This window comes from Streptomyces angustmyceticus, from assembly GCF_040701845.1.
Classification (GTDB): Bacteria; Actinomycetota; Actinomycetes; order Streptomycetales; family Streptomycetaceae; genus Streptomyces; species Streptomyces angustmyceticus_A.
This window is the reverse complement of the sequence record NZ_JBFBHQ010000002.1, coordinates 13,780-37,682: the sequence shown is the minus strand read 5'-3', so window position 1 is coordinate 37,682 and position 23,903 is coordinate 13,780. Positions and strand designations below refer to the sequence as shown.

The 23,903-nt window shown below is 73.7% G+C and carries 23 protein-coding genes; 12 read left to right on the top strand and 11 right to left on the bottom strand.

Going from position 1 to position 23,903, the window contains the following annotated elements; translation table 11 throughout:
* Positions 1-95: 95 nt before the first annotated feature.
* The gene (locus tag AB0411_RS04140) at positions 96-1,235 is read right to left on the bottom strand and encodes a CaiB/BaiF CoA transferase family protein (RefSeq protein ID WP_366415675.1); all 1,140 of its coding nucleotides are present in this window, start codon (positions 1,233-1,235) and stop codon (positions 96-98) included.
* A gap of 235 nt (positions 1,236-1,470) precedes the next feature.
* Here AB0411_RS04140 and AB0411_RS04135 point away from each other — a divergent pair, with 235 nt between their 5' ends.
* The 6 genes from AB0411_RS04135 to AB0411_RS04110 all read left to right on the top strand — a co-directional run bounded on the left by AB0411_RS04135 (position 1,471) and on the right by AB0411_RS04110 (position 7,619).
* Positions 1,471-2,634: a winged helix DNA-binding domain-containing protein gene (locus tag AB0411_RS04135; protein ID WP_366415674.1), complete on the top strand. Its 1,164-nt coding sequence runs from the start codon at positions 1,471-1,473 to the stop codon at positions 2,632-2,634.
* Between the two features lie 84 nt (positions 2,635-2,718).
* Positions 2,719-3,492 carry an SDR family NAD(P)-dependent oxidoreductase gene (locus AB0411_RS04130; RefSeq protein WP_366415673.1) on the top strand — a complete coding sequence of 258 codons (774 nt, stop codon included), beginning with the start codon at positions 2,719-2,721 and terminating at the stop codon, positions 3,490-3,492.
* A 104-nt stretch (positions 3,493-3,596) separates the two neighbouring features.
* Positions 3,597-4,718 carry an epoxide hydrolase family protein gene (locus AB0411_RS04125; RefSeq protein ID WP_366415672.1) on the top strand — a complete coding sequence of 374 codons (1,122 nt, stop codon included), beginning with the start codon at positions 3,597-3,599 and terminating at the stop codon, positions 4,716-4,718.
* A 28-nt stretch (positions 4,719-4,746) separates the two neighbouring features.
* Complete coding sequence (locus tag AB0411_RS04120) at positions 4,747-5,970, top strand: cytochrome P450 (protein ID WP_366415671.1); 1,224 nt, start codon at positions 4,747-4,749, stop codon at positions 5,968-5,970.
* A gap of 84 nt (positions 5,971-6,054) precedes the next feature.
* The gene (locus tag AB0411_RS04115) at positions 6,055-6,378 is read left to right on the top strand and encodes a 2Fe-2S iron-sulfur cluster-binding protein (RefSeq protein ID WP_366415670.1); all 324 of its coding nucleotides are present in this window, start codon (positions 6,055-6,057) and stop codon (positions 6,376-6,378) included.
* Entirely contained in the window at positions 6,378-7,619 is a 1,242-nt protein-coding gene (locus AB0411_RS04110) for an NAD(P)/FAD-dependent oxidoreductase (RefSeq protein WP_366415669.1), read from the top strand. Before AB0411_RS04115 ends, AB0411_RS04110 begins: the two co-directional genes overlap by 1 nt.
* Positions 7,620-7,658: 39 nt before the next feature.
* Here the strand turns inward: AB0411_RS04110 and AB0411_RS04105 are convergent, their stop codons facing one another.
* From AB0411_RS04105 to AB0411_RS04090, 4 genes are read right to left on the bottom strand one after another with little or no spacing between them, the layout of a single operon-like run.
* The gene (locus tag AB0411_RS04105) at positions 7,659-8,273 is read right to left on the bottom strand and encodes a GTP-binding protein (RefSeq protein ID WP_366415668.1); all 615 of its coding nucleotides are present in this window, start codon (positions 8,271-8,273) and stop codon (positions 7,659-7,661) included.
* A complete protein-coding gene (locus AB0411_RS04100) occupies positions 8,221-8,706 on the bottom strand; it encodes a DUF742 domain-containing protein (protein ID WP_366415667.1) in 486 nt (161 codons plus the stop codon). The genes AB0411_RS04105 and AB0411_RS04100 overlap by 53 nt, the downstream gene beginning before the upstream one ends.
* A gap of 46 nt (positions 8,707-8,752) precedes the next feature.
* On the bottom strand, positions 8,753-9,184 hold the full coding sequence (locus AB0411_RS04095; protein ID WP_366416289.1) for a roadblock/LC7 domain-containing protein: 432 nt from the start codon (positions 9,182-9,184) through the stop codon (positions 8,753-8,755).
* 25 nt (positions 9,185-9,209) lie between these two features.
* On the bottom strand, positions 9,210-11,762 hold the full coding sequence (locus tag AB0411_RS04090; RefSeq protein ID WP_437041270.1) for an ATP-binding protein: 2,553 nt from the start codon (positions 11,760-11,762) through the stop codon (positions 9,210-9,212).
* A gap of 442 nt (positions 11,763-12,204) precedes the next feature.
* Here AB0411_RS04090 and AB0411_RS04085 point away from each other — a divergent pair, with 442 nt between their 5' ends.
* Positions 12,205-13,350 carry a substrate-binding domain-containing protein gene (locus tag AB0411_RS04085; protein ID WP_366415666.1) on the top strand — a complete coding sequence of 382 codons (1,146 nt, stop codon included), beginning with the start codon at positions 12,205-12,207 and terminating at the stop codon, positions 13,348-13,350.
* 149 nt (positions 13,351-13,499) lie between these two features.
* Here the strand turns inward: AB0411_RS04085 and AB0411_RS04080 are convergent, their stop codons facing one another.
* Complete coding sequence (locus AB0411_RS04080) at positions 13,500-13,982, bottom strand: hypothetical protein (protein ID WP_366415665.1); 483 nt, start codon at positions 13,980-13,982, stop codon at positions 13,500-13,502.
* Positions 13,983-14,144: 162 nt separating this feature from the next.
* Here AB0411_RS04080 and AB0411_RS04075 point away from each other — a divergent pair, with 162 nt between their 5' ends.
* Positions 14,145-14,531: a hypothetical protein gene (locus AB0411_RS04075; RefSeq protein ID WP_366415664.1), complete on the top strand. Its 387-nt coding sequence runs from the start codon at positions 14,145-14,147 to the stop codon at positions 14,529-14,531.
* Positions 14,532-14,604: 73 nt separating this feature from the next.
* On the opposite strand, the gene AB0411_RS04070 is transcribed toward AB0411_RS04075, so the two are convergent.
* Positions 14,605-15,636, bottom strand: coding sequence for an NADP-dependent oxidoreductase (locus tag AB0411_RS04070; protein WP_366415663.1), 1,032 nt, complete (start codon positions 15,634-15,636; stop codon positions 14,605-14,607).
* A gap of 111 nt (positions 15,637-15,747) precedes the next feature.
* Positions 15,748-16,275, bottom strand: coding sequence for a DinB family protein (locus AB0411_RS04065; protein WP_366415662.1), 528 nt, complete (start codon positions 16,273-16,275; stop codon positions 15,748-15,750).
* Between the two features lie 272 nt (positions 16,276-16,547).
* Here AB0411_RS04065 and AB0411_RS04060 point away from each other — a divergent pair, with 272 nt between their 5' ends.
* The 4 genes from AB0411_RS04060 to AB0411_RS04045 all read left to right on the top strand — a co-directional run bounded on the left by AB0411_RS04060 (position 16,548) and on the right by AB0411_RS04045 (position 20,929).
* On the top strand, positions 16,548-17,078 hold the full coding sequence (locus tag AB0411_RS04060; RefSeq protein WP_366415661.1) for a nuclear transport factor 2 family protein: 531 nt from the start codon (positions 16,548-16,550) through the stop codon (positions 17,076-17,078).
* A gap of 71 nt (positions 17,079-17,149) precedes the next feature.
* Entirely contained in the window at positions 17,150-18,370 is a 1,221-nt protein-coding gene (locus tag AB0411_RS04055; RefSeq protein ID WP_366415660.1) for a cytochrome P450, read from the top strand.
* 4 nt (positions 18,371-18,374) lie between these two features.
* The gene (locus AB0411_RS04050; RefSeq protein ID WP_366415659.1) at positions 18,375-19,760 is read left to right on the top strand and encodes an NDP-hexose 2,3-dehydratase family protein; all 1,386 of its coding nucleotides are present in this window, start codon (positions 18,375-18,377) and stop codon (positions 19,758-19,760) included.
* A 59-nt stretch (positions 19,761-19,819) separates the two neighbouring features.
* Positions 19,820-20,929, top strand: a complete 1,110-nt coding sequence (locus tag AB0411_RS04045; protein WP_366415658.1) for a winged helix DNA-binding domain-containing protein — start codon at positions 19,820-19,822, stop codon at positions 20,927-20,929.
* Positions 20,930-20,987: 58 nt separating this feature from the next.
* Here the strand turns inward: AB0411_RS04045 and AB0411_RS04040 are convergent, their stop codons facing one another.
* Genes AB0411_RS04040 through AB0411_RS04030 form a run of 3 tightly spaced genes read right to left on the bottom strand, consistent with a single transcriptional unit; the run spans position 20,988 to position 23,821 of the window.
* On the bottom strand, positions 20,988-21,935 hold the full coding sequence (locus AB0411_RS04040) for an NAD-dependent epimerase/dehydratase family protein (RefSeq protein WP_366415657.1): 948 nt from the start codon (positions 21,933-21,935) through the stop codon (positions 20,988-20,990).
* Positions 21,936-21,946: 11 nt separating this feature from the next.
* Positions 21,947-22,528, bottom strand: coding sequence for a dTDP-4-dehydrorhamnose 3,5-epimerase family protein (locus tag AB0411_RS04035; protein ID WP_366415656.1), 582 nt, complete (start codon positions 22,526-22,528; stop codon positions 21,947-21,949).
* A 60-nt stretch (positions 22,529-22,588) separates the two neighbouring features.
* Entirely contained in the window at positions 22,589-23,821 is a 1,233-nt protein-coding gene (locus AB0411_RS04030; protein ID WP_366415655.1) for a class I SAM-dependent methyltransferase, read from the bottom strand.
* Between the last annotated feature and the right edge of the window lie 82 nt (positions 23,822-23,903).

The following is a 23,903-nucleotide window of genomic DNA, read 5'->3' as shown; positions in this document are numbered from 1 at the left end:
TTGCGGCCGTCCTCCCCGCCCCTGGCGGACCGGACCGGACCGGCTCGGCGGGCCCGGGCCGGACCGGCTCGGCAGGCCCGGCCCGGCTCAGCCGCTCAACGGACCGGGGCGGACTCCCCCGCGCCCAGCCGTGCGCTCTCCGCCTCCGTGAGGCCCCAGCGGGCGAGCAGGCGCCGGGAGGGCCCCTGGGGCGGCGCCGGGTCCGGCTCCGCCGGGGTGCGTCCGAACCGGGGCGCGGGGGCGGGCTGGACGCCGCCGGGGGTGGGACGGTAGGTGCCGCGCGCCCGGTGGTGCGGGTGGCCGGCGGCCTCCGTCAGGCTGAGCACGGGGGTCACACACGCCTCGGTGCCGTCGAAGGCCGCGCTCCACTGCGCGCGGCTACGGGTCGCGAACCGGGCCTCGAACTCCCGCCGCAGGGCTGGCCAGTTGGCGGGATCGTCACGGTCCGGCAGGCGGGCCGCGTCCAGTCCGAGGCCCGCCAGCAGCGCCCGGTAGAAGCGCTCCTCCAGCGCGCCGACCGCGACATGCCCGCCGTCGGCGCAGGGGTAGACGGCGTAGAAGGGCGCCCCGCCGTCCAGCAGGTTGCCGCCCCGGTCCGCACCCCACTGGCCCGCCTGTGCCATGCCCAGCAGCATGCCCGTCAGCGACGCGGTGCCGTCCACGATGGCCGCGTCCACCACCTGGCCCAGGCCGGAGCGGGACCGTTCGACGAGGGCCGCGAGGATCCCGGCGGCCAGCAGCATGCCGCCGCCCCCGAAGTCGCCGAGCAGGTTGGCCGGCGGGACCGGGGCGCCGCCGGCCGGTCCGATGGCGTGCAGCGCCCCGGTGAGTCCGATGTAGTTGATGTCGTGGCCGGGGGCCTGCGCCAGCGGACCGTCCTGGCCCCAGCCGGTCATCCGGCCGTACACCAGCGCGGGGTTGCGCTCGCGGCACACCCCCGGCCCGACGCCGAGCCGCTCGGCCACCCCGGGCCGGAAGCCTTCGACCAGCACGTCCGCGCCGTCCACCAGCCGCAGCAGCAGGCCGGTGCCGGCGGGGTCCTTGAGGTCGAGGGCGACCGGCCGGCGGCCGCGGTCGAGGATGCGGTGCCACGGGGCGAAGGCGCGCTCCTGGCCGGGCCGGTCGACGCGGATCACCTCGGCGCCGAGGTCGGCGAGCATCATGCAGGCGTAGGGGGCGGGGCCGATCGCGGCGAGTTCGAGGACCCGCAGCCCGCGCAGCGGGCCGCCGCTCACCGCGGGTCCCGGTGGTGCGGGGCGGACGGGGCGGCGGGGCGGGCCGGAGCACCGGCGGGCGGGCGGCCGGCGAAGGAGGAAGGCGGCATCCGCGGAGGGTGGCAGCGGGCGCTGCACCGGGCCTTGAGGGGCTCTCGCGCCACGCCGACGCCCCGGCCGCGCGTGGTTCGAGCCGGAGGCGAGTGCCGCGGTCCATAGTGGGCCTGCCCTCCCGCACCACGACCGAAGGAACCCGATGGCCACCCGGATGCCGGCGAGCAGCCGCCCGCACCACGGCGACGACGACCGTCCCGTCCTCAGCGCCCGAGCCCTCAACCGCGCCCTGCTGGCACGCCAGTTGCTGCTGCGGCGTCACCGGCTGGGCGTCCTCGACGCGGTCACCCGGCTCGTCGGGTTGCAGGCCCAGGCGCCCAACCCGCCCTACATCGGCCTGTGGACCCGTCTGGACGGGCTGGCGATCGAGGACGTGGCGGGGGCGATCGAGGACCGCTCGCTGACCCGTATCGCCGTGATGCGCAGCACCGTTCATCTCGTCACGGCACAGGACTGCCGCACGCTGCGGCCGCTGACCCAGCCGGCCCTGGACCGCGATCTGTGGGTGGGCAGCGGGTCCGGCAAGGCGGTGGACGGGGTGGTGGACCCGGCGGAACTGACCGCCGCGGCGCGTGCCGCGCTGGCCGACGCCCCGCTGACGACCGCGGAGTTGGGCGAGGCGCTGCGGAAGCGGTGGCCCGACGTGGCGGCGCGGCATCTGGCGTACGCGGCACGCACCCTGCTGCCGCTGGTGCAGGTGCCGCCCCGCGGCATCTGGGGCGTGGGCGGCCGGACCCGGTACGCCACCGCCGAGTCCTGGCTGGGCGAGCCGCTGGTGGCGGACCCGCCCCTGGACGAGATGGTGCTGCGCTATCTGGCGGCGTACGGTCCGGCCACCGTCAAGGACGTCCAGACCTGGTCGGGGCTGACCCGGCTGCGCCCGGTGCTCGACGGGCTGCGGGACCGGCTGCACACCTTCCGCGACTCCGCCGGCAACGAGCTGTTCGACGTTCCCGGGGCGCCGCTGCCCGACCCCGGCCTCCCCGCCCCGGTGCGGTTCCTCCCGGAGTTCGACAACATCCTGCTGTCGCACGCCGACCGGGGCCGCATCATCAGCGACGAGGACCGCCGGCGCATCTTCACCCGCAACGGCATCGTCCGTGCCACCTTCCTCGTCGACGGTTTCGTCCGCGGGATGTGGGCCCTCGACCGCGAGCGTGCCGGTGCGGTCCTGCGCATCGAACCGTTCGCGCCGCTCGGCGCCGCGGACCGCGCCGCGCTGGCCGAGGAGGGCGCCCGCCTGCTGGCGTTCGCCGCGGCCGACGCCGGCGCGCACGACATCCGCTTCGCACCGCCCGGAGGGTGACCGCGCCCTCCCGTCACGGCAGGTGCGCCCGTACGACCCGCCCCGGGCGGACGAGCCGCCCGGCCTTCCCGAGAGGAACCCGCCATGCCCCACGCACCGTTCGCCGGCCGGACCGTCGTCGTCACCGGCGGCGGCAGCGGCATCGGCCGTGCCACCGCGCTCGCCTTCGCCGAGCAGGGCGCCGCCGCCGTGCTCGTCACCGGCCGCCGCAAGGAGCGGCTGGCCGAGACCGCCGCGGCCCACCCCGCGGTGGTGCCGGTGACCGCCGATGTCACCACCGGGTCGGGCGCCGAGGCGGTGGCCGAGGCCGTGCGGGCGCACGGCGGGACGGTGGACGTGCTGGTGCACAACGCCGGCATCTTCCGCTTCAGCCCGCTGGCGGCGCTGGACGCGGCCACCGCCCGCGAGGTGCTCGACACCAATGTGATGGGCCCGGTGCTGCTCACCGCGCACCTGCTCCCGCTGCTGCGGACGCCCGGTGGCTGCCTGGTGCTGGTCTCCAGCCGCGGCGGCCACAACCCGGGCCCCGGCAGCTCGCTGTACTCGGCCAGCAAGGCGGCCGTGCACAGCCTGACGCGCAGTTGGGCGGCCGAGCTGTCCGGTCAGGGCATCCGGGTCAACGCGGTCGCCCCCGGATTCGTCCGCACCGACGCCTACGCCGCGAACGGCCTGGCCCCGCAGGAGGTCGAGGGCCTGTTCGCGGGGGTCGCGCAGCACATCCCGCTGGGCCGGGTCGCCGAGACCGACGACATCACGCCCTGGATCGTGCAGCTGGCCCATCCGTCGTCCGCCCAGGTCACCGGGCAGGTCATCACCATCGACGGCGGGATGGACGTGGGCGGGCCGCAGGGCGGCTGACCTGCGGCGGCACCCTGGTCCAGCCGGGCTCGACCCGCTGTTCAGGGCCCGCTCCTAGCCTCGGTGCGACCGAGGCACACCGCAGCGCTGGAGGGGACGTCCACATGAGCCCGGCAATCACCCCGTTCCGCATCGACGTTCCGCAGCCGGAGATCGACGACCTCCGGCTGCGGCTCGCCCGGACCCGCTGGCCGGAGGCGGAGACCGTGTCCGACCGGTCCCAGGGCGTACCGCTGGCGGTCATGAAGGACCTGTGCGCCCACTGGGCGGCGCGCTACGACTGGCGGGCCACCGAAGCCCGGCTGAACGCGCTCCCCCAGTTCCGTACCGAGATCGACGGGCTGGGCATCCACTTCCTGCATGTGCGCTCCCCGCACCCGGGGGCGGTACCGCTGCTGATCACCCATGGCTGGCCGGGCTCGGTGGTCGAATTCCTGGACATCATCGGCCCGTTGACCGACCCGGCGGACCCGGCGGACGCGTTCCACGTGGTGTGCCCGTCCCTGCCGGGCTACGGCTTCAGCGACAAGCCGTCCGCAGCCGGCTGGACCGCCGAGCGGATCGCCGCCGCATGGCAGGAGCTGATGGCCCGGCTCGGCTACCGGCGCTATGCGGCGCACGGCGTGGACTGGGGTTCCTTCATCTCGGCGGTGATCGGCGAGACCGACCGCGGCGCTCTGCTCGGGCTGCATCTGACGATGCCGTTCGCCCGTCCCCCGCAGGAAGAGGCCGAGCTGTCCGAGCGGGACCTGGCCGGGCTGGCCGCGATGAAACGGTTCCAGCAGGAGGAGGGCGGCTACTCGGTCCTCCAGACCACCCGGCCGCAGACGCTCGGCTACGGGCTGACGGACTCCCCCGCCGGGCAGTTGGCCTGGATGGCCGAGAAGTACTGGGCGTGGAGCGACCACGACGGGGACCCGGAGAAGGTCATCTCCCGCGACCGGCTGCTGGACGCCGTGTCGGTGGCGTGGTTCACGGCCTCGGCCGCGTCGTCGGCCCGGATCTACTGGGAGAGCCAGAACAAGCTCGCGCTGGCCCCCGTCCACGTCCCCACCGCCGTCGCCAACTACCCGAAGGACGGCCGGATGCCGCGGCCCTGGATCGAGGGCCGCTTCACCGATCTGCGCGACTGGAAGGACCACGCGCACGGTGGCCACTTCCCCGCCCTGGAACAGCCCGAGCACCTCGTCCGCGAGCTGCGCGCCTTCTTCCGCACCCTGCGCTGACCCACGCCCCTTCTGGAAAGGACCCATCGTGACGACCTCTGCCACCGGACCCGGCGCGGCCACCGGCGCCAAGACGTTCCCGTACCAGCGCCTGTGCCCCTTCAGCCCGCCGGCCGAGTACCGGGAGATGACCGAGCAGGACGTCTCGCAGGTGACCCTGACCGGTTCCGGGCTGCGGATCTGGACGGTGACCGGCTACCAGACCATCCGCAGGCTGCTCACCGATCCGCGGGTCAGCGCCTCGCGCAAGCACGCCAACTTCCCCTTCTACTTCGTGGCGCCGCCCGAGTACCGCACCGAGACCTCGTTCATCGGGTACGACGGCACGGAGCACACCACGACCCGGCGCAAGGCTGCGCTGACCTTCACCAACCGGCAGGTGCAGCGGCTGCGTCCGCGCATCGAGCAGATCGTCGACGAGCACCTCGACCTGATGCTGGGCATGCAGCCGCCGGTCGACATGCACCGGGTGTTCTCGCTGGCGGTGCCCATGACCGTCATCTGCGAACTCCTCGGCATCCCGCAGGACAAGCACGACTTCTTCATCAAGCACGGCACCGCACTGCTCGGCGGGCACAGCTCCACCGAGGAGCGGCAGGCCGCCATCGTCGAGGTCAACGCCTATGTGGACGAGCTGATCCAGCTCAAGAAGCGCGAACCGGGCGACGACCTGCTCAGCCGGGCGATGGCCGACTACGCGGCGTCCGGCGAGGAGTACACCGACCGGGACCTGTTCAACATGGTGCGGCTGCTGATGAACGGCGGGCACGAGACCACCGCCAGCCAGATCTCGCTGGGCACCGCCTGCCTGCTGGAGAACCCCGACCAGCTCCGGCTGCTGCTGGACGACCCGTCGCTGGTCAAGCCGGCCGTCGAGGAGCTGGTGCGGTTCGCCACCATCGGGGACACCGCGGTGCCGCGCGTCGCGCTGGAGGACATCGAGATCGGCGGACAGCTCATCCGCAAGGGCGACGGGATCCTGTGCCTGGGTCTGGCCGCCAACCGCGACCCGGAGACCTTCCCCGAGCCGGAGAAGCTCGACATCACCCGCGGCAGCCGCAAGCACCTCGGCTTCGGCCACGGCGTGCACCACTGCATCGGCGCGGACCTGGCGCGGCTGGAGCTGGAGATCGTGTGGAGCAAGCTCTTCCGGCGCATTCCGACCCTCCGGCTGGCAAAGCCGTTCCTGGAGATCCCGCGCAAGGAGGGTGCGGTCATCTACGGGCTGTGGGAGCTGCCGGTCACCTGGTGACCTCCCGGTCCGTCCGGCGCCGCACCGGCGCCCCGGCCCCCTGCACCAGCCGTCTTCCTGCCGCCACCAGACGAGGAGAGCTCCATGGCCAAGATCACCTACCGGCACCCGAACGGAACCGAGACCGTCGTCGACGTCCCGGTGCCCAACACCGTGATGCGGGGCGCGAAGATCAACAACATCGACGGGATCGAGGCCCAGTGCGGCGGTTCCGCGCAGTGCGGCACCTGCCATGTGTACGTCGACGAGGCCGGCACGCTGCCGCTGCCCGCGATGCACGAGTCCGAGGACGACGTCCTGTACGGCACCGCCTCCCCGCGCCGCGCGAACAGCCGCCTCAGCTGCCAGCTGCCGGTCACCGAGGAGCTCGACGGGCTCGTGGTGCACCTGCCGGAGACCCAGAGCTGATGGCCGCGCCGTCGGTCGTCGTCATCGGCGCGGGTCAGGCCGGCTCGGACACCGCCGCCGCGCTGCGGGCCCAGGGCTTCGACGGGCGGATCACCCTGGTCGGCGCCGAGGGCGTGCTGCCCTACCAACGGCCGCCGCTGTCCAAGCAGTTCCTCGCCGGTACCGCCAGCGGCGGCGAACTCGCCCTGCGCCCGGCCTCGTTCCACACCGAGCGGGACATCGAGTTCGTGGCCCGGGACCCCGCCGTGCGCCTCGACCGGGACGCCCGCCGGGTCGCCCTCGCCTCCGGGCGCACCCTCGGCTACCGGCACCTGGTCCTGGCCGTCGGCGCCCGTCCGCGCCGGCTCACCGTGCCCGGCGCCGGGCTGGACGGAGTGCTGACCCTGCGCTCCCTCACCGATGCCGGCCGGCTGCGGGACGCGATGCGCGACACCGGCCGCCTCCTGGTGGTCGGCGGCGGGTTCGTCGGGCTGGAGGTCGCCGCGACGGCACGGGCGGCCGGACTGGCGGTGACCGTCGTGGAGGCCGGGCCGCGCCTGTTGGCGCGTGCGGTCAGCGGCGCGATGTCGGCGCAGCTGCTCGCCGAGCACCGGGCCCACGGCGTCCGGGTCCTGCGCTCCCGCGAGGTGACGGCCCTGCACGGCGACGGCGCGGGCCGGGTGCGGGAGGCCGAACTCGCGGGCGGGGAGCGGATCGCGGCGGATCTGGTGGTCGTCGGGATCGGCGCGCTGCCGGATGTCGCCCTCGCCGCCGGCGCCGGCCTCGCCGTGGACGACGGCATCCTCGTCGACGGGCACCTGCGCACCGGCGACCCCGCGGTGTACGCGATCGGCGACTGTGCCCGGTTCCCCGACCCGCGCACCGGGCGCCCGCTCCGCCTGGAGTCGGTGCAGAACGCGGCGGACCAGGCCCGGTGCGTGGCCGCCGCGCTGTGCGGGGCGCCGCGGCCGTATGCGGCGCTGCCGTGGTTCTGGACCGAGCAGTACGGGCTGCGGCTGCAGATCGCCGGGCTCGGGGCGGGACACGACCGGGTGGTGACCCTCGGCGATCCCCGCACCGGCCGGTTCTCGCTGCTGTGTTACCGCGGCGAGCGGCTGCTCGCCACCGAGTCGGTGAACCGGCCGGCCGACCACATGATCACCCGGCGGCTGATGGGCGCGGGAGCGCCGCTGCCGACCCCCGAGGAGGCGGCCGCCCCCGGCTTCGGCTTCAAGACGTTCCAGCGGTCCGCCGCCGTATGACGCGGCGGCGCGGGAGCGCGCCCTCCGGTTTCCGGGGTGTCAGGCCGTAGCGCCGTTCTGGGCGCGGGACAGCGCGACTTCGAGGACGACGAGCAGTGCGTCCCGGACCGAGCCGGTGGTGCGGGCGTCGAAGACGACCAGCGGTACGTGGTCGGAGACGTCCAGCGCCCAGCGCACCTCGTCGAGGGCGTGGTGGACCTCACCGTCGAAGGCGTTGACGGCGACGGCGAAGGGGATGCCCTTGTGCTCGAAGTAGTCCACCGCGGCGTAACAGTCGTCCAGACGGCGGGTGTCCACGATCACCAGAGCGCCGAGTGCGCCCTCGACCACGTCGTCCCACATGAACCCGAACCGGTCCTGGCCCGGCGTGCCGAACAGATAGAGCTTCAGCGTCGGATCGATGGTGAGGCAGCCGAAGTCCATGGCGACCGTGGTGGTGGTCTTGCCGGGGGTGTGGGTGAGATCGTCCACCCCCGCCGCGACCTCGGTGATGGCGGCTTCCGTGGTCAGCGGCCGGATCTCGGAGATCGAGCCGACCGCCGTGGTCTTGCCGACGCCGAAGCCGCCGGCGATGACCAGCTTGACCGGTACCGGCGGCTGTTCAACCGCTGTCACGGAGTGACTCCCGTGAGTCGGGGACGGCGCGGAGACCATCGATAACCCTTCGCAGTACGGAAATGTCCTGGGTGGTGCCGGCGTTCGGGACGTGCACCGCCAGATGTCCGGCGGTGCGCAGGTCCTCCGCCAGCACCCGGACGACATTGAGGTGGAGGCGGAGCCCGGCGGCCAGCTCCGCCACCGACTGCGGCCGCCGGCAGGCGGCCACGATGTCGTGTTGCTCGAAGGCGAGCGACCCCAGGGCGGTGATCCCGGACGAGGTCGCCACGATCTGCGTCTCGACCGGCAGCGACGCACCGGTGCCGCCCCCTGCCACCCGGCCGGCGGTCAGCAGGAAGGGCCGGATCGCGGGAGCGCGGCCGACCGGCTCCGACGGGCCCGGGGCGTCGCCCTCCCCCGAGCGCTCGGCTCCTCGCAGGCGAGGGGAACCCCCACCCTCGTCCGGTCCTGGTTCACCGGCGGCCATCATGATCCTCTTCTCGGCACCTGTATCCCGCCTCCGCGGAGTGGAACGGTCAGCGGCCCGGTGCGGCGCCGGCGCTCTTCTTGAGCTCCAGTACCAGCTGGGGGGTGAGCGCGCCCCCCGCCCGGTTGGCGAACAGGGTCATCTCGTAGGCGATGTTCCCGAGCTTGGCCTCCTTCGAGGTCACCACGCCCAGGACGGCACCGCAGCCGATGGCCGACACCAGGACGTGGCCGCCCTCCAGGTCGATGATGACCTTGTTGAGGCCGCCCAGGCCGTAGTTGCCGGACGCACCGGCGGCCAGACTCGTGACGCCCGAGACGATCGCCGCGAGCCGTTCGGAGTCGGCCTGCTCGCGCAGTCGGGAGACGGCGATCAGCAGGCCGTCGGAGGACACCGCGATGGCGTCGACGACACCGGCGGTCTCGCTGGCGAACCGGTCGAGGAGCCAGGTGAAGTCGGCCGCGGCGGCTGTGAGATCCATGGGTTCCGCCCGCTCGGGACTGCTCTTACCTGTCGGCGTCGTCACTGCCCGACTCCTTCCGGGGTTGCTGGTGTGGCGAGGGCGCTGGGTCCCTCCGGGGCGGAGCGCTTTCTTGCTCCGCCCGGCGTACTGCGGCTTCGAATTCGTCGAGTTCCGAACGGACCGCGTCGGCGTCGACGGGCCGGCGCAGGGCCTGGGTCTCCCGGTCGGCCGTCGGAGTGGTCATGGTGAGGGTCGCGCCTCGCACCCGCCGTCGCAGCGGGCGGCCGGCCGGTGCGGACCGCGGACCGGCCGGGGAGCCGGTCCGCTCCTCGTCCGTACGCTGCGGGAGACGCCGGGGGAGCTCGCCCTGCCGCGAGGGGGCGACGGGCCGCCGCTCGGGGGCGGCGGCGGGGGGCCGCACGGGCAGCGGCGTGGCGGGAGCCGGCTCGGACTCGGGCGCGCCGGGCCCGGCCGGGTGCGCCGACGGGGCCCCGGCGCCGTCCACTCCGCCCTCACCAGCGCTGTCCGGTTCTCCGGCCCGTTCTCCCGCCTCGTCCCCGGCCTCCGGCGCGGACAGGTCCGCTGCCGGGGACGGGGTGCCGGCGGGGAGCACGGCCGGCAGCAGTGCGGCGGGGAGCCAGACGGTGGCGGTGACGCCGCCGCCCGGCGTACGGCTGAGGGCGACGCGGATGCCCGAGCGCCGGGCGAGGCTGCCGACCACGAACAGGCCGAGGACCTTGGTCGGTACGAGGTCGAGCCGCTCCCGGCGGACCAGGCGGGAGTTCTCCTCGCCGAGCCGGTCGGCGCTCATGCCGAGGCCGTGGTCGATGATCTCGATCAGGGCCCCGCCGTCCGCGGTGATGTCGGTGCCGGGCCGGACGACCACCTCGACGGGGGTCTCGGACGGGGAGAACGAGACCGCGTTCTCCAGCAGCTCGGCGAGCATCAGCGTCAGGTCGTCGACGACGTCGGGGCCGACGGTGACCTCGGTCTCGGACCGCAGGGACACCCGCTGGAAGCCCTCGATCTGGCCGAGCCCGGCCCGGATGACATTGACCAGGCTGGTCGGCCGGGCCTCCAACTCGGGGTCCCGGATGCCGGCGAGCAGCATCAGGCTGTCGGCGTTGCGCTGGAGGCGTACCGCGATGTGGTCGATGCGGTACATCCGCTGGAGCACGTCGGGGTCGGTCTCCTCCCGCTCCACGGCGTCGATCAGCATGAGCTGGCGGGAGGTCAGGTTGCTGACCCGGCGTCCGACGTTGCCGAACATCTCGGCGACATTGCGGCGGCTGAGCACCTGCCGCTCCAGCAGCGCCGCGGCGGTGACCTGCACCTGGTTGAACGCCTCGGCCAGGTGGCCGATCTCGTCGCGCACCGGGACGGGGATCGGCCGCGGCCGAAGCGGGGTGCGCTCCGTCGACTCGTCGTCCTCGACGCGGGCGAGTTCTTCCCCGGCCACGTCGACCACCTGCTGCGCGGCGCCGGTCAGGGCCGTCAGAGGACGCACGACCGAGCGCCGGACCTGGACGGAGAAGGCCAGCCAGGAGGCGAAGCCGAGCAGGGCGATGCCGAGCATCACCAGCGCGTTCCGCAGGGCGTCGGCGGAGAGCGTGTCGGCGCGGGCGGCGATCTCCTCGATCAGCGACCGGGTGATGTCGAGACGGGCCTCGGCCTGCCGGCTGCCCGCGGCGATCGCCTTGCGCAGCTGCGCCGGGGTTTGGCCCTGGAGCGAACCGGGGTCGATCTGCAACTCCGCGAACTGCGCCTCGATGCCGTTCGTCTCGGCGTCCCGCTCGATCCCGCCCAGCCGCAGGACCTGGCTCGGCGAGGCGATCCGGGCGAAGCGTGCGGTCTGTTCCTCGTAGAGCTTGTGGGCCCCGACCGCGCGGGTGTATTCGGTGAGCGCGTTGGCATCCCGGGTCTGGGCGGAGAACACCCCGCTCTCGTAGGCCGCGTGGGCGGCGTCGGCGCGCAGCACCGTGTCGAGGAGGTCGGTGACCGAGGACGACGAGGTGCCCAGGAAGCGGTCGAGGCCGATGCCGTCGATCAGGTAGCCGACCGCGGCGGCGTAGGCGGGATCGATACCGGCGGCCGGCACCGAGCCCCGCTCGACCTTGTCCCGCAGCACCGAGAGGCCCCGGACGTACTCCAGCGCCCGCGCCCCCTCCTTGGGCAGGTCCGGCCCGAACGCGGCATGCACGGTGGTGACCTGTGCGTCGGTGCTCCGCTGCGCCTCGCGGTAGGTGGTGGTCGACGGCAGGGCGGCACCGGGTCGGGCCGCCTCCTGCTCCACGGACAGCAGCAGCGCCTGCCGGTGTTCGGCCTGGATGTCGTTGATCAGCCTGGTGACCTGCTCGCTGTCGCGCACCAGCTCTTCGGTGCGGCCGGCGTCCAGGGCCTTGTCCATCTGGTTGTTGACGCCGATGGTGAGCAGCACGCCGACGACCGCGACCGGCGCGATCACCAGGACGTTGAGCTTCCGCCGGAACGGCCAGCGGTCCAGGAGTGCACCCGTCCGCCGACGGAACCGCGGCCCCGACGGCGAACGCCGGGAACGGTCCGGTTCGTGTGGCGGGTCCACTGCGTCCACAGACACCCAGGCCTCCTTACGACGTGCTCCTGAGCGGGGACCGAGGTGGTGTTGGTGCCGACCGCCGACGACGGGGGCGGAGGGTGGCAATTGCGATCTTCAGCCCCATGAGGAGCGAAAGGATCACGCCACACCTCCGACGGCCGTGAACACTACCGCTTGTGTCTGCGCAGGCAACACAGGACGACCAATGGTCAGGCCTTATTCAACTCTTTGTCATGTTTGGCCCGTTGTCTTCGCGGTGGAACACGGTGCCGGACGGGATGGACGGATTGGCCGGTTTCCGACGGGGAGTGGAGTATGTGGAGTGACTCGTTCCGGAGTGTGCCCGGCGTCCGCGGCGTAGGCCGTGTCCACCGGAGGCGGCTGCTCCGCGGAGCGCCGTCACCCGTAACCTGTCTCCCCCACCCCACCCGTATCCTCATCCTGCTGCCCTGCGAGGAGACCCGTGCACCCCACCCGCAAGGCGGTCGTGACCGCCGCCGCATTCCTGGTCATGGCCACCGTCGCCGGCTGTGAACCCGGCGACGGCGCCGCCGCGTCCCACCGGGACTCCGCCGAGCCCGGATGCCCCACCGCCCTCTCCAGGGCCAAGCAGGCGGTCAAGAAGGCCGAGGCGGTGAACGCCCCCTGGGAGGGGCCCACCACGGGACCCAAGGCCGTCCACGGCAAGACCGTCGTCTACATAGCCCAGACCCTGACCAACCCCGGCGTGGCCGGAGTCGCCCAGGGTGTCCAGGAGGCCGCGAAGATCGTCGGATGGCACGCCCGCACCCTCAACGGCCAGGGCACACCGAAGGGCCTCAAGGCCGCCTTCCAGCAGGCCCTGCGCCTCAAGCCGGACGGCATCGTCATCAGCGGGTTCGACCCCTCGACGACCGCGGCGGAGGTCAACAAGGCCCATGCCGAGGGCATTCCGCTGATCGGCTGGCACGCCGCGCCGACCCCCGGCCCGGGCCCCGGCAAGGACCCGGAACTCTTCAGCAACGTCACCTCCCGGGTCGAGGACGTCGCGAAGATCAGCGCCGACTGGATCATCGCCCGGTCCAACGGGCGCGCGGGCGTCGTCCTGTTCACCGACGCCACGGTGCCCTTCGCGAAGCGCAAGTCCGACCTGATCAGGAAGGAACTCGCGACGTGTTCCGGCACCAAGCTGCTGAGCTACACCAACATGCCCATTCCGCAGGTCAACAGCCGGTCCATCAAGGAGGTCCGCTCGCTGCTGTCCCGTTTCGGCCGCAGGTGGACCTATTCCGCCGCCATCAACGACCTGTACTTCCAGCACGCCGCCCCCGCGCTGCGCGCCGCGGGGAAGGACGGCGCGGGTGCCCCGTTCAACATCGGTGCCGGTGACGGCGACCCGTCCGCCTTCGAGCGGGTCAACGGCAAGGAGTTCCAGGCGGCGACCGTGCCCGAGCCGCTCTCCGAACAGGGCTGGCAGATCGTCGACGAGTTCAACCGCGCCTTCAGCCACGCCCCGGACAGCGGGTACGTCGCCCCCGTCCACATCGCCACCTCCGCCAACAGCGGCGGTGCGCTCTCCTGGGACTCCGAGGGCTACCGCCAGGCGTACCGCAAGATCTGGGGCGAGTGACGCATACGCCTTGCCGGCCAGGACCACATCGGGCCGGGTGCGAGGCCGCCCCGCGGGCGGGGCGCACGGGCGAGCCAGGCGGATACGGCGGAGAGCCCGCCTTGCACGCGCCCTCTCCTGGCGGGGCGGGCGCTGTGCCGCCGTGGTGCTCAGGAGCGGGTGCCGGTGTCGTGCGCCTGCACACTGCGCACCAGGACGTCGTCCGCGTCGTACTGGCGGGAGATGCCACTGCTGGTGAAGGTGTCGCCGGTGAGCCGGGCGCGCTGGTCGACGCTGACCCGGCCGAGGTAGTCGCCCTGTGCGCCCCAGACGGGTTCGTCGATCCGGAAGGTGAAGCGCCCCTCCCCCGTGCGGCTCCAACTGCCCGCGCCGCCGCCCACGATGAAGGCCGTACCGCCCGGGGCGAACTGCACGGTGCTGTCATATGTCTGGCCCTCGAAGGACACCTTCAGGGCCCACCTCCCGACCGGGCCCGCGGCGGCCGTCCGGCCGGGCCGCGTGGCCGGGGCGCCGGCTCCCGCCGGGGCCAGGGCCGTCGAGGTGCCGGTCGTCATCGGCACCGCGGCCAGGACCGCGGCCGCCAGGACGACCGCACGTCTCGGGCGCCGTGCTCCCTGTGCCGAACGCTTCATGCTGTTCCTCCCCCGCGCGCTGCGCGTCTGCTGTGGTGGACCGGTCGGGCCAGGCTGCGGCCGCCGCCTCGACGGGCGCTCGAACCGCGCTGCACGCGCCGGGCTCCAGCGGGCTGCGAGGCCGCGCCCGGACACTGGGCGGCCGCGTCCCGAGGAGGCCCGATGCCGCTCCCCCGCTCCCGCCCGGACCACGACGACCGTTCCCCGCTGCCGGCCGCGGCCGGTGGGTGGCGGGCGCTGGTGCGGCGCCCCAGGGAGACGTCCACCGCCACCTTCGTCTTCACCCCGCGGGGCGCGGCGGTGCTGCTCTCGGGCACCGCGGGCCGCGGCTCGTGGAGCGCCACGGGTGGAGGGGCGTTCTCCTACCGGATCACCGAGCCCCTCTTCGGCGCCGACGGCCGGTGCACGGGCTGGGTGGACATCGACCAGACGGCCGTGTGCCGGGGTGCGGTGTCGTTCACCAGTTGCGGGGTGTCCCGGGTGCACGACGCACGGGGCGTGCTGCGCTACCGCGTGCCAGTGGCGGTCCTCGCGCGCCGGTGGGAGTGAGGACCGCACGTGCCGGGGGCGGGTACCGGGGATCCGGTACCCGCCCCCGGCCCGCGACCGGTCCGACGTGCCGTCAGGCAGCCGTCAGATCCAGTGCGACATTGCCCCGGTAGGCCCCCTTGAGCAGCGAGATCAAAGCGGCCGGCGCGGCCTCGATGCCGCCCTCGACGGACGTGTGCGGGAAGACGAACGTGCCCTCGGCCACCCACATCGCGAAGTGCCGCGTCCACTCGGTGATCTGCTCGGGCGTGTGGTAGGTCGCGAACGGCCGCAGCTCCAGATGCTTGGTGATGGCCGTCATCAGGTCGAGCCGGGGGTGCGCCCGGTCCCCGTTCTGGGCGGACAGCGCGCCGCACAGCGCGAACCGCGCGTGCGGGGCCGCGACCTCGATCGCGGCCTCGAACTGCTCCCCGCCGACGTTGTCGAAGAAGACCTGGATGCCGTCCGGGGCCAGCTCGCGCAGCCGGTCGACGACCGGGCCGTCGTGGTAGTCGAAGGCGTCGTCGAAGCCCAGCTCGCCCACGAGGTAGTCGACCTTCTCCTTGCTGCCGGCGCTGCCGATCACCCGGGCCGCTCCGCGGCACTTGGCGATCTGCCCGGCGAGCGAGCCCACCCCGCCGGCCGCGCCGGAGACGAAGACCGTGTCGCCCTTGCCGGCCCGGGCGATGTCGGCCATGCCGTAGTAGGCGGTGGGTCCCTGGCTCAGGTAGTACACCGGGCTGGGGAAGAGGTCCGGGTCCACCTTGAAGTAGGTGTTGGCCGGACCGCAGGAGTACTCGCTCCAGCCGGACATCGACTGGACGACGTCACCGACGGCCAGGTCCGGGCTCGCCGACCGGACCACCGTGCCCAGGGCGCCCCCGCCGAGCCGCTCGCCGACCTGGAACGGCGGCAGCGGCAGCGGGCAGTCGGCCCGCATCAGGTCCTGGTACGCCGCCGCCAGCGGCAGGTGGTCCGTACGGACCAGGACCTCGCCGGGCGCCGGCTGCGGCACCTCGACCTCGACGATGTCGAAGTGGCCGAGGGTGAGTTCACCCTCCAAGTGCTCGGACAGCCGTACTTCCCGCGCCTTTTGCGGAATGCCGGGACCCACACCAGCGCTCATGACTCTCCTCCGTCGGCAGCCTGGGCGACAACACCCCAGGGATATCCCGGCCCGCTCGCGGCCGCCTCGGGCGCCGGTGCAGCGCCGGGCGGTGCGACGGGCCGGGTGCCGTCAGGCGTCGGGGGCGGCCTGCTGCAGGTCGAAGGCGTTGGCGCCGTCGAGGGACTCGCGGATGAGGTCGGCATGGCCGGCGTGCCGGGCCGCCTCCCCGATCAGGTGCAGCAGGATCCAGCGGACCGTACGCGGCTCGTCCTGCGGGCCCCACGGGGTCTTGGGCATCGGTACCCGCTCGTCGAAGTCCTTGACCGCCCGCACCGCCTGCGCCACCTCGGCGCCCACCCGCTCGTGCTCGGCCAGCAGACCGGCCACCGTCTCCGCCGCGGGCACCTCGAACTCGGCCTGGCCGTCGCGCTGCAGCCAGTCGGCGCCCCGGCCGGCGATGACCGGGATCCAGGCCGGCTCCCCGCGCACGGCATGGGTGAGCAGCGACGCCAGGGACAGCGTGCTGACGCTGGGGGTGCTGCGCGCCTGTTCGTCGGTGAGGCCGCCGAGCGTCCGGCGCAGCGCGGCGCGGTGCTCCTGCCAGGCCGCCAGCAGCTCTTCGCATTCGTCCATCCGGGGGTCAGCCATGGTCGGCATGCCGGTCTCGCCTCTCGTCCGTGCTGGGTCCGCCGCGCCGTCCGCGGCGCCGGCCTGCACAACGCCGCAGGTCCGGCCGGGGACACGCGGCGCCGTGGGGCCCGTCTCCAACGTCCGTCCGCCGCGTGGCGCCTGACACCGGGCCCGTCGGTTCGTCTGCCCCGCGGACACGCCCTAGCACCTCTCCAGGGCGCGTCCAGCTCGGCACGTCACGGTGGGCGGCGCCACAGACCCCCGGCGACGGTGGCGCGCCATGGCCGGAAGGAGCCGATGTGTCCCAGGTATCGCGGAAGACCGGGCCGCGGGTGACCGCGGAGCTGTATGTGGAGGTGCAGCAGTTCTACGCACGGCAGATGCCGCTCCTGGAAGCCCGGAAGCTGGTGGAGTTCCTGGAGACCATGACCGAGGACGGCTCGATCGAGCACCGTCCGGGCGGCTGGAAGCTGGCGGGACGTCAGCAGTTGCTGACCGAGATGCAGGCCCGCCGCGGGGACCCGGAGCGGCCGCTCGTCGACGAGATCTCCGCCCGCGACGCACGGGAGCACGACGTCGCGTACTACGACGGCCTGGTGTACCGCTACTGGTTCGACCGGATGCACATCGAGCCGGCCGGCGAGGACACCCTGCACGTGCGGTACCAGGCGATCGTGAGCATGACGGACGCCGCCGGCAAGGTCAGCTTCGAGCCGACCACCGTCGTGGACGACGTCCTGGTCCGTATCGACGGTGAGCTGTACACCCGCTCCCGCGTCGTCACCCATGACTCCCCCGCCTGGGCCGACAAGATCCACAACCCGTCCTGAGCAGCCCGGCCGGGCCGCCGGCCCCCCGGTCCGATCCGATCCGAACAGGCCGCACACCGCGGAGGTGCCCCTTGTCCGCCTGCCCCGTCTCCGACGCGTTCCCCTTCCCCGGCTCGTCCTACCACGGCCCGGCCCCGCACTACGCCCGGCTGCGCACCGAGCAGCCGGTGGTACGGGTGCGGACGGCGGGAGGTGTGGACGCCTGGCTGGTCACCCGGTACGAGGACGTCCGGGCGGCGCTGGCCGATCCCCGGCTGAGCAGGGCACGGACCTGCCGGCCCGGGGCGCCCCGGATCGGCGGGTCGATGACCACCACGCCCGAGATGATCATTTCGCTGGACGGCGCCGAACACGCCCGGCTGCGCAAGCTGGTGGTCGGCGCGTTCACCACCCGGCGGGTCGAGCAGATGCGGCCCGGGGTGCAGAAGGTGGCCGACGAACTGCTGGACGGCATGGCGGACCGCGGCGGGCCGGTGGACCTGGTGCAGCAGCTGACGGTGCCGCTGCCGCTGACCGTCATCGGTGAGCTGCTGGGCGTCCCGCGCGAGGATCTGCGGCAGTTCGAGACCCACGCCCGCGCCTTCGCCACGGTCGACGACCGGGCCGGCGGCGAGGAGTCCCTGGCCGGGCTGGCCAAGCTCAACGAGTACATCGTGGGCCTGATCGCCGACAAGCGGGCCGAGCCCACCGACGACATGCTCTCGGACCTGATCGCGGCCCGGGACCACGACGACCGGCTCAGCGAACAGGAGCTGGTGACGTTCGGCTTCACCCTGATCGGCGCCGGGTTCGACACCACCGCCAACCAGCTCGCCAACTCCGTGCTGGCGCTGGTGGCCGGGCACCGCGACCAGTGGCGCACGCTCGTCCAGGACCCCGGCCGCATCCCGGACGCCGTCGAGGAACTGCTGCGGCACGTCAACCTGTTCGCCACCGACACCTCGGGGTTCCCGCGGATGGCCGTCGAGGACCTGGAGATCGGCGGGGTGCACATCGCCGCGGGCGAGCCGGTCCTGCTGTCCCTCGCCTCCGCCAACCGCGACCCGTCGGTCTTCGACGACCCCGACCGGCTGGACCTCTCCCGCGGCCGCAATCCGCACATCTCCTTCGGCCACGGCATCCACTACTGCCTGGGCAAACAGCTCGGCCGGATGGAGATGGAGATCGCGCTGGCCGGGCTGGTGCGGCGCTTCCCCGACCTGCGGCTGGCCGTGCCCGAGAGCGAACTGCCCTGGCACACCGGCGAGATCAACCACACCCTGACCAGCCTTCCGGTCACCTGGGGAGCCTGAGGCCATGGCGACCGCCACGCCCCCGCGTGCGGCAGCGGATCCCGCGGAGCGCTTCGCGCGCTCGGCCGCGGTGACCGAGGCCGGCTCCTGGCTGCGCACCGCAGAGGTCCCCGGCTGGCTGGCCGAGCGCCGTGCCTGCCACCGCTTCGCCGTGCGGCGCATCCCGTTCGCGGCGCTGGACGGCTGGTCCTTCGCCCCGGGGACCGGGAACCTCGGACATCACAGCGGGCGCTTCTTCACCGTGGAGGGCCTGCGGGTCTCGGTCGGCACCGGGCCGTTCCCGCACTGGCAGCAGCCCGTCATCAAACAGCCGGAGGTCGGCATCCTGGGCCTCCTGGCCAAGGAGTTCGACGGGGTGCTGCACTTCCTGATGCAGGCCAAGATGGAGCCGGGCAACCGGAACCTGCTGCAGCTGTCGCCGACCGTGCAGGCCACCCGCAGCAACTACACCAAGGTGCACCGCGGCGCCGATGTGCCCTACCTCGACCACTTCCTGCGGCCGGCCCCGGGCAGTGTGGTCGCCGACTCCCTCCAGTCCGAACACGGGTCGTGGTTCTTCCGCAAGAGCAACCGGAACATGATCGTCGAAACCCGTGAAGCGGTGCCGGTGGCCGACGACTTCTGCTGGCTGACACTCGGCCAGATCGGACGGCTGCTGCGCCGGGACAACCTCGTGAACATGGACGCCCGCACGGTCCTCGCGGGGGTGCCCACCGGCGGCGGCCCGGGGCCCGTCGGGCCGTCCTGCGACACGGAGCTGCTGTCCTGGTTCACCGGGGAGCGCTCCCGCCACACGGTCGGCGCCGAGCTCGTCCCGCTGGACGCGGTGACGGGCTGGCGGCGCGGGCCGCACACCATCGAGCGCGCGGACGGCCGGTACTTCCGTGTGGTGGCGGTGGCCGTCGAGGCCGGCAGCCGCGAGGTGACGGGCTGGACCCAGCCCCTGATCGAGCCGTGCGGACTCGGCGTCACCGCCTTCCTCACCCGCCGCACCGGCGGCATCCCGCAGGTGCTGGTGCACGCACGGGTGGAGGGCGGCTTCCTCGACACCGTCGAACTCGGTCCGACCGTCCAGTGCGTGCCGGGCAACCACGCGGCGCTGCCGCCCGACGAGCGGCCGCCGTTCCTCGACACGGTGCTGACGGCGCCGCCCGGCCGGATCCGGTACGCGGCGGTCCACTCCGAGGAGGGCGGCCGGTTCCTGCACGCCGAGAGCCGCTATCTGCTGGTCGAGGCGGGCGACGAGGTCCCGGACGCCCTGCCGCCCGGCTACCGCTGGGTCACGCCCGGCGCGCTCGGTGCGCTGGTCCGGCACGGCCACTACCTCAACGTCCAGGCCCGCAGCCTGCTCTCGCTGCTCACCACCGGCGCCGCCCGTCTCCAGGACTGACGCGGCGCCGGCGGCGCGGCTCGAGCGGCGGTCGAGTACGGGCCGCGAGACTGGGCCGCATGCCCCCGCTCTCCCCGCGCACGCTCAACCGCACGTACCTCGACCGGCAGTTGCTGCTGGACCGGTCCGCCCGCACCCCCCTCGACGCCGTCCGGCATCTGATGGGGCTGCAGGGCCAGGAGCCCGACGCGCCCTATACGGGCCTGTGGGCGCGGCTCGCGGACTTCCGGCACGACGCCCTGACCACGCTGCTGCACGACCGTCTCGTGGTGCGCGCCAAGCTCCAGCGCAACACCCAGCACCTGGTGGACGCCGAGGACTTCCGCACGCTGCACCCGCTGCTGGCCCCGGTGCTCGGCAAGGCCCGCCAGGGCGCGTTCGGGCGGGCCGTCCAGGGGCTGGACCCGGACGATCTGATGCGGGCGGGACGGGAGTTGCTGAGCGGCGAGGGGCTCACCCGCCCGCAGCTGGGCCGGGCGCTGGCGGCCCGGTTCCCCGGGCGGGACAGCCTCGCCCTGGCCTACGTCGTGCAGTCCCTGGTGGCGCATGTGCACCCACCGCCCAGCGGCGTCTGGGGCCGTCGGGGCGCCACGCCGGTGGTCCTCGCGGAGGAGTGGCTCGGGCGCCCGGTGGCCGACCGGCCCCGGGTCGACGCGGTCGTCCTGCGCTACCTCGCGGCCTACGGGCCGGCCACGGTGCGGGACATCCAGGCCTGGTGCGGTCTGACCAAGCTGCGGGAGGTGGTCGACGGCATGCGGTCGCGGCTGCGGGTGTACCACGACTCCGCGGGCCGGGAGCTGTTCGATGTGCCCGGCGCCGCCCTCGCCGACCCGGACCGGCCCGCGCCGGTGCGCTTTCTGCCGCGCTTCGACAACCTGATCCTCAGCCATGCGGACCGGACCCGGGTGATCGGCGACGAGGACCGCAGGCGGGTGATCACCGGCAGCGAGGTGAGCCCGGTGTTCCTGGTCGACGGCTGGGTCCGCGGCATCTGGTCCTGGCGGGACGGCACCGTGGAGGTCACCCCGTTCCGGCCGCTGGCTCCAAAGGAGGCTGCCGCGGTGCGGGAGGAGGCCGGGCTGCTGTCCGGCTTTCTGCGGGGGCCCGGCGGCACGGGCACCGCACAGCTGCGCGCGACGGCCGCGACGGGCGAGGTCCTGATCGGGTGAGCGGACGCGGGAGCCGGTGACGCCGCGGGCGGCCACCGGCTCCCGCACCGGCATCCGCTCAGGCGGGCGGCGGACCGACCACCGTGTCCCACATGTCGCGGAGCGAGGTGTCCAGGGCGCGGCGCGGGCGCCAGCCCAGCGACCGCTCGGCCCGGGAGCGGTCCACCTGGATCCAGTCGGCGCCGGCGCTGCGACTGCGCACGTCGTCCCGGCGGACCCGGACGGCGTCCGGCGGCAGGCCGCTGACCGTGACCAGGGTGCGGACCAGGGTGTGGATGTCCACCGCGGTGCCCCGGCCGATGTTGACCAGTGGTTCGGCGGTGCCGGCCGATGCCGCGGCGAGCACCGCGTCGGCCGCGTCCCGGACATCGACGAAGTCGCGCCGGGCCGCGGCCACCGTGACGTCGAGTCCTGCCGCCGGGTCGGCCTGCCGCAGCCGTGCCGCCAGGGCCCCGAAGAAGCTCTCCTTCGCCGGGTGCGGCCCGACGGTGTTGGTCAGCCGCAGCACCGAGCCCTGGATCTCCCCGCCGCGGACGGCCGCCAGCACCAGACGCGACGCGGTCAGCTTGGCCTGGGCGTAGAGGGAGGCGGGGCGCGGTGCGACGGCCTCGTCGAGGGAGGTGCCGGCCGGGACCGGGCCGTACTCGTGGATGGTGCCCAGGTGCACGAGCCGCACCGGCCTCGGGAGCCGTGGCAGGGCGGCCAGCAGCCGTTCCACGGGTCGGACGTTGGCGTACGCCATCTCCTCGGGCGTGCTCCCCCAGCCGAGGGTGGCGTTGACCACCGTGTCCACGTCCTCGTCCGCCAGGACCGCGGCCAGCCCGGCACCCGTGCACCGGGCCAGGTCGAGCGGCAGGAACGCATGGTGGTGCAGGTGCGGGGCGTGGCGGCGGGCGATCGCGACGACGTCCGCCCCCCGGGCCGCGAAGGCCGCGCACAGGTGGCGGCCCACGCAGCCGGTGGCGCCCAGGACCGCGACCCGGCGGGGCAGGTCTGTCGTGGTCATCGAGGCTCCCGTCAGACCCGTGCGCAGTCCGCGTAGCGGGGCAGCAGCCCCTGGGCCGTGGCCTCGGCCAGGCCGGGGGCGAGGCGGTCCCGCTCGGAGAGGACGAACCCGGTGCCGGCCGGCCACGGCAGCGCCAGGTCCTTGTCCAACGGGCTGACGGCCAGCTCCCGTTCGGCCCGGTAGCCGGTGGACACCAGGTACGACATCACGGTGTCGTCCTCCAGGGCGAGGAAGGCGTGCCCCACCCCTTCGGGGTAGTAGGCGGCCCGGCAGGTCCCCTCGTCCATGTCCACGGTGTCCCAGGCGCCGAACGTCGGGGACCCCAGGCGCAGATCGACCACCACGTCCAGGGCGCGGCCGCGGGCGCAGTGGACGTACTTGGCCTGGCCGGGCGGCGCCGTGGTGAAGTGCACGCCGCGCAGCACTCCGCGGGCCGATCTGCTGTGGTTGGTCTGGGCCACCGGGAAGGGGCGGCCGACGGCGGCGAGGAACGCCGCCTCCTGCAGCGGGGAGACGAACACCCCCCGCTGGTCGGCGTGGACGTCCGGGGTGAACTCGAAGGCGCCGGACACGGCGAGCGCTCGGGTGCGCACGGGCTCACCACCGTCCCTGACGGGGCGTCGGGCGGGTGGCCCGCGGCGCGGCCGGCGCCCTCACAGGACCGTGATTTCCGGGAGCGGGAAGACCAGCTTGCCGCCGTGGGCGAGGTAGGGGGCCTCGCGCTCGACGAAGCCGTCACGGTAGATCCAGGGCAGCACGAGCAGTTGGTCCGGTGCGAGGGCCTTGGCGTCGGCCTCGGAGACGATCGGGATGCCGGTGCCGGGGGTGAAGCAGCCGGCCTTCTCCTCGTTGGGTTCGCCGATGCACGGCAGGTCGTCCGGGCCCAGGCCGCAGTACTGGAGGATGACGTTGCCCTTGGTGGAGGCGCCGTATCCGACGGTCAGCTTCCCGGCCTTGCGGGAGTCGGCGAGGAACTCCACCAGTTGGTCGCGGGAGTCGACGGCCCGCCGGGCGAACGCCTCGTAGGGGGCCGGGGTGTCGAGGCCGAGTCGCCGCTCGTGGGCGCGGATGCGGGCGAGGGCGGTGTGGTCGGCGGAGTGCCGGCTGCCCTTCTTGGCCAGGGTCAGCGAGAGGCTGCCGCCGTACACGTCGGTGAGCCGGGCGCCGATGACCTCCAGCCCCGCGCGCTCGGCCATCCACTCGATCTGCCGCAGCGCGTAGTACTCCAGGTGCTCGTGGCAGACCACGTCGTAGGCGGTGGCCTCCAGCATGGCCGGCAGGTAGCTCTGTTCCATGACCCATACGCCGTCGTCGTCGAGGACGGCGGCCACGTCCCGCATGAAGTCGAGCGGGCGCGGGAGGTCGTAGAACATGGCGATGGAGGTGACCGCCTTGGCGCGCCGGGTGCCGAACCGCTCGGTGAAGACCTCACGGGAGAAGAAGTCGGTGACCAGTTCGGCGTGCGGCGGGTAGGAGGCGCGGAACTTCTCCCCCGAGGGGTCGATGCCGACCGGCGTCACGCCGTTGCGGGGGTAGCAGCCGAGCAGGGTGCCGTCGTTGCTGCCGATGTCCAGCACCAGGTCGCCGGGGCCGGGCGCGACCCGCTCGGTGATCTCCGCGACCTTGCCGCGCAGGTGCTCGATCATGAACGGCCGGATGCCCGAGCGGTATCCGTAGTGCTCGCCGTACATCAGCCCCAGGTCGGCGGTGTGCCGCAGTTGCAGCAGCCCGCAGCCGTCCGGCGAGCAGAGCACCAGTTCCAGCGGGACGGTGGGGACCTGCTGGTCCGGCGTCGCGGGGAAGACGCCCGTGAGGGCGGAGGGGCCCAGGTCGAGCACGGGCAACAGCGTGCGGTTGTCGCAGATGCGGCAGGCATCGATGACCATTCGTCCTCCAGGGCGCGTCGAACGGCGAGCCGGGCCGGCTCGGACGCCTTCACCGTCGGGGACCGGACTCGAACGCCCGTGG